The organism is Microbacterium umsixpiens, assembly GCF_053543675.1.
In genome coordinates this window covers 1-6,750 of the sequence record NZ_JBLVOH010000047.1, presented here as the reverse complement: position 1 = coordinate 6,750, position 6,750 = coordinate 1, and the positions used below count along the sequence as shown (strand labels likewise).

At 68.1% G+C, this 6,750-nt stretch carries 6 protein-coding genes; 2 read left to right on the top strand and 4 right to left on the bottom strand.

Annotation, left to right across the window (positions count from 1 at the left end; all coding sequences use genetic code 11):
* Window positions 1–33 precede the first annotated feature (33 nt).
* Together ACNPM4_RS05290 and ACNPM4_RS05285 are read right to left on the bottom strand one after the other, a co-directional pair.
* Window positions 34–678, bottom strand: coding sequence for an FMN reductase (locus ACNPM4_RS05290; protein WP_448984950.1), 645 nt, complete (start codon window positions 676–678; stop codon window positions 34–36).
* A gap of 1 nt (window position 679) precedes the next feature.
* Window positions 680–1,906, bottom strand: coding sequence for an LLM class flavin-dependent oxidoreductase (locus tag ACNPM4_RS05285; protein WP_448984948.1), 1,227 nt, complete (start codon window positions 1,904–1,906; stop codon window positions 680–682).
* Window positions 1,907–2,017: 111 nt separating this feature from the next.
* Between ACNPM4_RS05285 and ACNPM4_RS05280 the strand changes: the two genes are divergently transcribed.
* Window positions 2,018–3,160, top strand: a complete 1,143-nt coding sequence (locus ACNPM4_RS05280; protein ID WP_448984947.1) for an acyltransferase family protein — start codon at window positions 2,018–2,020, stop codon at window positions 3,158–3,160.
* On the top strand, window positions 3,157–4,035 hold the full coding sequence (locus ACNPM4_RS05275) for a serine hydrolase domain-containing protein (protein WP_448984946.1): 879 nt from the start codon (window positions 3,157–3,159) through the stop codon (window positions 4,033–4,035). Before ACNPM4_RS05280 ends, ACNPM4_RS05275 begins: the two co-directional genes overlap by 4 nt.
* A 6-nt stretch (window positions 4,036–4,041) precedes the next feature.
* On the opposite strand, the gene efeB is transcribed toward ACNPM4_RS05275, so the two are convergent.
* Both efeB and efeO read right to left on the bottom strand, forming a co-directional pair.
* Window positions 4,042–5,346: an iron uptake transporter deferrochelatase/peroxidase subunit gene (efeB, locus tag ACNPM4_RS05270; protein WP_374956804.1), complete on the bottom strand. Its 1,305-nt coding sequence runs from the start codon at window positions 5,344–5,346 to the stop codon at window positions 4,042–4,044.
* 38 nt (window positions 5,347–5,384) lie between these two features.
* Window positions 5,385–6,617: an iron uptake system protein EfeO gene (gene efeO, locus ACNPM4_RS05265; RefSeq protein ID WP_448984945.1), complete on the bottom strand. Its 1,233-nt coding sequence runs from the start codon at window positions 6,615–6,617 to the stop codon at window positions 5,385–5,387.
* Window positions 6,618–6,750: the final 133 nt, after the last annotated feature.

The following is a 6,750-nucleotide window of genomic DNA, read 5'->3' as shown; positions in this document are numbered from 1 at the left end:
CGCGGCGCGTTTCGAGGGTCAAGGGGAAGCGGATCACTCCCCCGCGAGGCCCCCGAGCATGTGCCCGAAGGAGCGCCCTTCGCCCAGGTACGTCGCCGGGTCGTAGGGGTCCGCGACCGTGGCCGCTTCCTTCCGCGCGATCGTGTCCGCGAGTTCCCGTGCGCCCTTCTCGACGCGCTTCGCGAGCGGGGCGACGTCATCACCCGAGTCACCCCAGTCGCTCGACGCCGCGAACACGCCCGTCGAGACGGTATCGGCGTGCAGGTAGGCGAACAGCGGACGGATCGCGTAGTCGATCGCCAGCGAGTGCCGCGCGGTTCCCGCGTTCGCGCCGATCAGGACCGGCTTCCCGGTGAGCGCATCCGGGTCCAGCACGTCGATGAACGACTTGAACAGTCCCGAGTAGCTCGTCGAGAAGATCGGCGTGACGGCGATGAGCGCGTCGGCGGAGACCACCGTGTTGATCGCGGTCTCGAGCGCCTGCGGTGCGAACCCCGTGAGCATGTTGTTCGTGATGTCGTGCGCATAGTCGCGCAGCTCGATCACGTCGACGGTGGCCGCGATGTCGCGCTCCTCGAGGGCCTTCACGGTCTCGGCGGCCAGTCGATCCGCGAGCATCCTGGTCGACGACGGGTTGGAGAGCCCTGCCGCGACGACGGCGATACGACGCGTGGTCATGTCAGGCCTCCTTCCGGCCGAGACCGAATGCTGCACCGGCGGGTGCCGGGCTGTCCTGGTACGGCGAGTCGCCGGTGAGGTTGTCACCGCGGTTCGCGCCGGGGCGGGCCTGACGGGTCGGCCCGTCACCGAACTCCGCGGCCACGCGTGCGGCGTGGGTCGGCGCGTCGGGGACGGAGGACGGGCGGTCCTTCGCGAGCTCCTTGCGCAGCACCGGCACGACCTCGGAGCCGAGGATGTCGAGCTGCTCCAGCACCGTCTTCAGCGGGAGTCCCGCGTGGTCGATGAGGAAGAGCTGGCGCTGGTAGTCGCCGTAGTGCTCGCGCATGCCGGCGTAGCGATCGATGACCTGCTGCGGCGAACCCACCGTCAGCGGCGTCATCTCGGTGAAGTCCTCCATGCTCGGACCGTGACCGTACACCGGCGCGTTGTCGAAGTACGGGCGGAACTGGTTCACCGCGTCCTGCGACTTGGCTGCCATGAACACCTGACCGCCGAGGCCGACGATCGCCTGCTCCCTGGTGCCGTGACCGTAGTGCTCGAAGCGCTGGCGGTACAGCTCGATGAGGCGCTGGTAGTGCTCCTTCGGCCAGAAGATGTTGTTCGCGAAGAACCCGTCGCCGTAGTAGGCGGCCTGCTCCGCGATCTCCGGGGTCCGGATGGAGCCGTGCCACACGAAGGGGGCGATGCCGTCGAGAGGTCGCGGCGTCGAGGTGAAGCCCTGCAGCGGGGTGCGGAACTTCCCTTCCCAGTCGACGACGTCATCACGCCACAGCTTGTGCAGCAGCGCGTAGTTCTCGATCGCGAGCGGGAGACCCTGGCGGATGTCCTGCCCGAACCAGGGGTACACGGGTCCGGTGTTGCCGCGGCCGAGCATGAGGTCCATGCGCCCGTCGGACACGTGCTGCAGCATCGCGTACTCCTCGGCGATGCGCACGGGGTCGTTCGTGGTGATGAGCGTCGTCGAGGTCGAGACGATGAGGCGCTCGGTCTGCGCGGCCAGTGCCGCCAGGAAAGTGGTGGGGCTGGACGACCAGAACGGCGGGTTGTGGTGCTCACCGATCGCGAAGACGTCGAGTCCGACCTCTTCGGCGTGCACGGCGATCGCCGTGGTCGCCTTGATGCGCTCCTGCTCGCTGGGGGTGATGCCCGTGGTGGGATCGCGGGTGATGTCGCTGACCGACATGATGCCGAACTGCATCGCCTGCGCGCCTGACTGCTCGCTCATGATTGCTCCGTGTTCTCCGAACCGGATGACTCGCACCCGTTTCTATTCATTTGAATGTATATGTGTCAACGCGCTCACAGCAACTTTATTCCCGGGCTGTAGCCTCGAAAGATGAGCAGTACCGGGGCGGACAGCGCAGGGCCCACCACAGGATCACTCCCGCGAAAGCGACGGCGCGTGCCGTTCTGGGACAACGCGCGGTACATCTGCATCGTCCTCGTCGTGCTCGGGCATGCGATCCAGCGACTCATCTACGACTCGGACATCGCTTTCGCCTTCTACCTGGCGCTGTACGCGTTCCACATGCCGGCGTTCGCGATCATCTCCGGCTACTTCTCCAAGTCGGGCACTCCCACCAAGACGCAGATGGCGCGAGTGATCACCGACATCATCCTCCCCTACGTGATCTTCGAGACGCTGTGGACCCTCACCAAGTGGCTCGTCGAGGGTGAGGCGACACCGAACTTCACGAAGCCGAGCTGGACCCTGTGGTTCCTGCTCGCGCTCGGAATCTTCCGACTGGTGCTCCCCTATCTCGCGCTGCTCCGCTGGCCGCTGCTGTGGACCGTCGTGATCTCGATCGGCTCCGGCTACCTCCCCAACGTCGACAGCACGTTCTCGCTGTCCCGCACTCTCGGGCTCCTGCCGTTCTTCGCGCTCGGCTGGTGGCTGCGCGAGCACGACATCGTCGATCGGCTCCGACTGCTCGACTTCCGCCCCTGGTGGATCCGGGTGGCGGCGGTGGCGGTCTTCGCGGGGGTCGGCTGGGCGGCCTGGAACTGGCTGCCGCTCTGGCAGGCCGTCGACCTGCGCCATTGGCTGTTCTACGAGGACTCGTACTCCGACCTGGTCGGCGACCAGTGGTGGGCCGGCGGGATCCGCATCGCCCTGATGCTGCTGGCGGTCTTGCTGTGCGCCGCCTTCTTCGCCCTGATCCCGCGCGGTTCGTACTGGTGGACCACGTTCGGCCAGTACACGATGTATGTCTACCTCCTCCACTCGTTCGTGCTCTATCCGTTCCGCGAGACGGGTGCGCTGCGCGACCTGGAGCCGACATGGATCTGGTTGCCGCTGGTGACGGCGCTCTCCGTGGTCGTCGCGTTGCTCCTGGCCACGAAGCCGGTGCGCTGGCTGTTCCGGCCGCTCGTCGAGCCTCGACCCCGCTGGCTCTTCGTCGACCCCGCGCTCGCATCGCGTGAAGGACGCCGAAACGACCCGACCGGATCCCGACGCCCCCGGGCCGACACACGATGACCGTCGCCGAGGACGTCCGCGACCGCATCGTCGAGGCCGTAACCGCTTCGGGCTTCGACGCGCACGGACTCCACGTCCGCATCGGAGCCGATGAGGCGGAGCACCGCTGGACGCCCGATGTGCGCGAGGACGTGCACTCGGTCGCCAAGGGCGTGTGCGTGCTCGCGGCCGCGATCGCCGCCGATGAGGGCGCGATCTCCTTCGATGTGCCCGTGATGGTGTACCTGCCCGACTTCGAGCGCGGCGAGGGCGTCGAACAGGTCACCCTGCGTCATCTGCTCACGATGTCGAGCGGCATCGACCTGCCCTGGTCCGAGACGCTCATGACGGACTGGCCGGATCTGGCCCGCGAGTTCCTGCGTCGACCGTCGCGCGGACGCGTGTTCCAGTACTCGAACGCCAGCACCTACACCGCCATGACGGCGCTCTCCGCGCGGGTCGGCGATGTGGGCGACTACCTGGATGCCCGACTCTTCCGCCCACTCGGCATCGATGATGTGGTGTGGGCGCGCAGTCCGAACGGACGCATCGAAGCGGGTGGCGGACTTGCGCTGCGAACGAGCGAGATGGCGCGGATCGGTCTGCTGATCCGCGACCGCGGATGGTGGCAGAGCATGCAGCTGGTGTCGTCGGGATGGATCGACGCCATGCACGAGAACGGGGTCGTCGCCGGCCCGAACCCCGGCTACGACCGCTACGCCCTCGCAGGCTGGGGTGGCCCCGGCCGCGGATGGCGGCTGCACGGCGCGCACGGCCAGCTGCTGATCTTCCTCGACGACGCGGTCGTGACCATCACCGCTGCCGATCACTTCGGTGCGGACGAGATGGCTGCCACGGTTGTCGACATCCTCGAGACCGCCCGACGCGGGGTCTGAGCCCGCTCAGGCGAACAGCTGCGCGCCCACGTAGGATCCCGGGGTCGCACCCCTCGGCACGGCCCAGATCCCCGAGCCGACGTGGCGGATGTATTCGTTCATCAGGTCGGTCGACAGCCGCCGCTGCAGCGAGATGAACTGCGCGGGGTCACGCTGATACGACAGGAAGAAGAGTCCGGCGTCGAGGCGTCCGAGCTCGTTGTTGCCGTCGACGTAGTTATAGCCGCGACGCAGGATCCGCACTCCGTCGTTCTGCTCGGGATGCGCCAGGCTCACGTGGCTGTTGGCGTCGATGGCCTTGCCATGGAAGTCGGGCGCCGTGAACTCGTCCCCTCCCGAGAGGGGCGCGCCCTCCCCCTTGTCCCGGCCGATGATCGCATCCTGCTCCGACAACCGCACACGGTCCCACGTCTCGATCAGCATCGCGATCTTGCGCGCGACGAGGTACGAGCCTCCGGCGAGCCAGGCGGGCTCGTCCTGCTCGGACACCCAGACATGGTCCGCGAGCGCCTCGGTGTCGTCGGCGAGGATGTTGGCGGTGCCGTCCTTGAAGCCGAAGAGGTTCCGGGGCGTCGCCTGCGCGGCGGTCGTGCGCGACGTCTTGCCGAATCCCAGCTGCGACCAGCGCAGGCGGGCGCGGCCGAAGGCGATGCGGCTGAGGTTGCGGATCGCGTGCACCGCGACCTGCGGGTCATCGGCGCAGGCCTGGATGCAGAGATCTCCGTGGGACGCCTGCGGGTCGAGATCGTCGCCGAGGAACGCCGGGAGGCGTTCGAGGCCGGCCGGGCGCTGCGCGGCGATGCCGTAGCGGTCGCCGTCTTCGTTCTCGAAGAGGCCGGGTCCGAACCCGAAGGTGATCGTGAGACCGGCCGCGGGGAGCCCCAATGCCTCGCCGGTGTCATCCGGCGGTGCCTCCGCCGGTCCGCCGACCGCTCCGCTCGCGCTGACCTCCAGCCCCTGCGACATGCGGGACGCGGCGTATGACCAGTCCTGCAAAAGGGAGATCAGGTCATCGCGGTCGCTGCGTGGCATCATGTCGAAGCTCGCGAAGTGCAGATGATCCTGCACCGGTGTGGTGATGCCCGCCTGGTGCGCACCGAAGAACTCGTAGGCGGAATGCGCGTCCTCCGCTGCGCGCGCACGTCCCAGCGCCACACCCCCGGCGAGGCCCGCGCCGGCGCCGACCGCAAGCCCTGCCACGCCACCGCCGATCGCGAGGCCGAGGAGTCCGCGTCTGCTCAGCCCGCCCGGAGCGGAGACGTCACCCGTCGATGAGGTGTCGGGCGAGGCCCCCGCTTCTGGTTCGTTCACGTCCGTGATGGTATCCGTTCGATTCCGCTCGACGCTGATCAGTCGAGGACGGTACTGGTGAGCTGCGAGAGCGGCTCGGCCAGTGCGTTGATCAGGTCGGTGAACTCGCGCTTGTCGTCCTCGGTCAGCTGTGCGTAGGCGACGAAGCCGTCGGACAGCGAACCGTGGGCGGCGAGGGACTCCTCGAGGGTTGCGTAGCCGCCCTCGATCTCGTCGACGAGGGCCTCACCGTCGTCGCCCTGAGCCGCAGCGAAGTCCTGCACGAGGGAGAACGCCATCTTCGAGCCTTCGACGTTCGCCGCGAAGTCGTAGAGGTCCGTGCCCGACCACCAGTCCTCCTCGCCCGAGATCTTTCCGGTGGCGACCTCGTCGAGCAGCGCGATGGAGCCGTTCGAGATGCCTCCGATGCCCTGATCGTCGAGAGCCGTCGTGAAGTCGTCGGAGTGCACGTAATCGTAGAGCTCCTGCACGTCGGCGAGCAGCAGGTCGCCGAAGTCGGCCCGCTCTGCCGGCGTCGACGGAGTCCAGTCCTGCCAGGCCGGGGTCTCGCCGTCGGCGTTCAGCGCGTCCTCCGCCGGCACCCACAGGTCCTTCTCGATGCGGTGGAAGCCCGTCCAATCCAGGCCCTCAGCAACGGCGTCGACCTCGCGATAGTCGATGCGCGGGTCGAGATCCCCGAGCGCCTCGGCGACCGGCTCGATGCGCTCGTAGAACGCGCGGGTCAGCGGGAACTGCGCGCGGGCGGTCTCGTCGTCGCCCGACTCGTAGGCTGCGACGAACTCCTCGACGGCCGGGACGAGCTGACCGACCTGGTCCTTGACGAACGCGGCGTAGAGATCGACCGCCTGCTGCTTCTGCTCGGCATCGGGCCCGTCGACCGCGACGCGATCGCCGGTGACGGTGAAGGCCGCCTTGCCGACGCCGTCGCCGAGCATCCCGGGCTTGCACAGCGTGAAGTAGTCGCCGGGCTGCGCGACCACGGTGAGTGTCCGGGACGCTGCCGGCGCGATGTTCTCGACCTCGCCGACGATGCGCAGACCGTCCTCGGCCAGCAGATAGAACTCCGAGACCTGGTCCGTGTCGTTCTTGACGTCGAAGGTCAGCGTCCCGCTCTTCGCGGTGGCCGCCGACACGGCGCAGTCGCCGGCGGTGGACGAGACGTCGAAGGCGGCGTCGGCGGCGGCGTCGCTCTTCGCGACGCAACCGCTCAGGACGAGTGCTACGGCGCCCGCGGCGGCCAATGCCCCCAGGACACGGTGAGAGGTGGTCATGCTGCTCCTTGTGGTGAGAGAGAGGTCGTGTCGGATTCGGGTTCGGCCGAAGCGCGAGGCTTCGGCGCACGGCGCGAGCGGAGACCGCGGACGTACAGCGAACCGACGATGAGGATGTAGAGAGTCCAGGCGG

Excerpts from the sequence above, each read along its gene's own strand:
- ACNPM4_RS05285 (WP_448984948.1), bottom strand. The coding sequence starts at position 1,906 with ATGAGCGAGCAGTCAGGCGCGCAGGCGATGCAGTTCGGCATCATGTCG.
- ACNPM4_RS05275 (WP_448984946.1), top strand. The coding sequence starts at position 3,157 with ATGACCGTCGCCGAGGACGTCCGCGACCGCATCGTCGAGGCCGTAACC.
- ACNPM4_RS05290 (WP_448984950.1), bottom strand. The coding sequence starts at position 678 with ATGACCACGCGTCGTATCGCCGTCGTCGCGGCAGGGCTCTCCAACCCG.
- efeO (WP_448984945.1), bottom strand. The coding sequence starts at position 6,617 with ATGACCACCTCTCACCGTGTCCTGGGGGCATTGGCCGCCGCGGGCGCC.
- ACNPM4_RS05280 (WP_448984947.1), top strand. The coding sequence starts at position 2,018 with ATGAGCAGTACCGGGGCGGACAGCGCAGGGCCCACCACAGGATCACTC.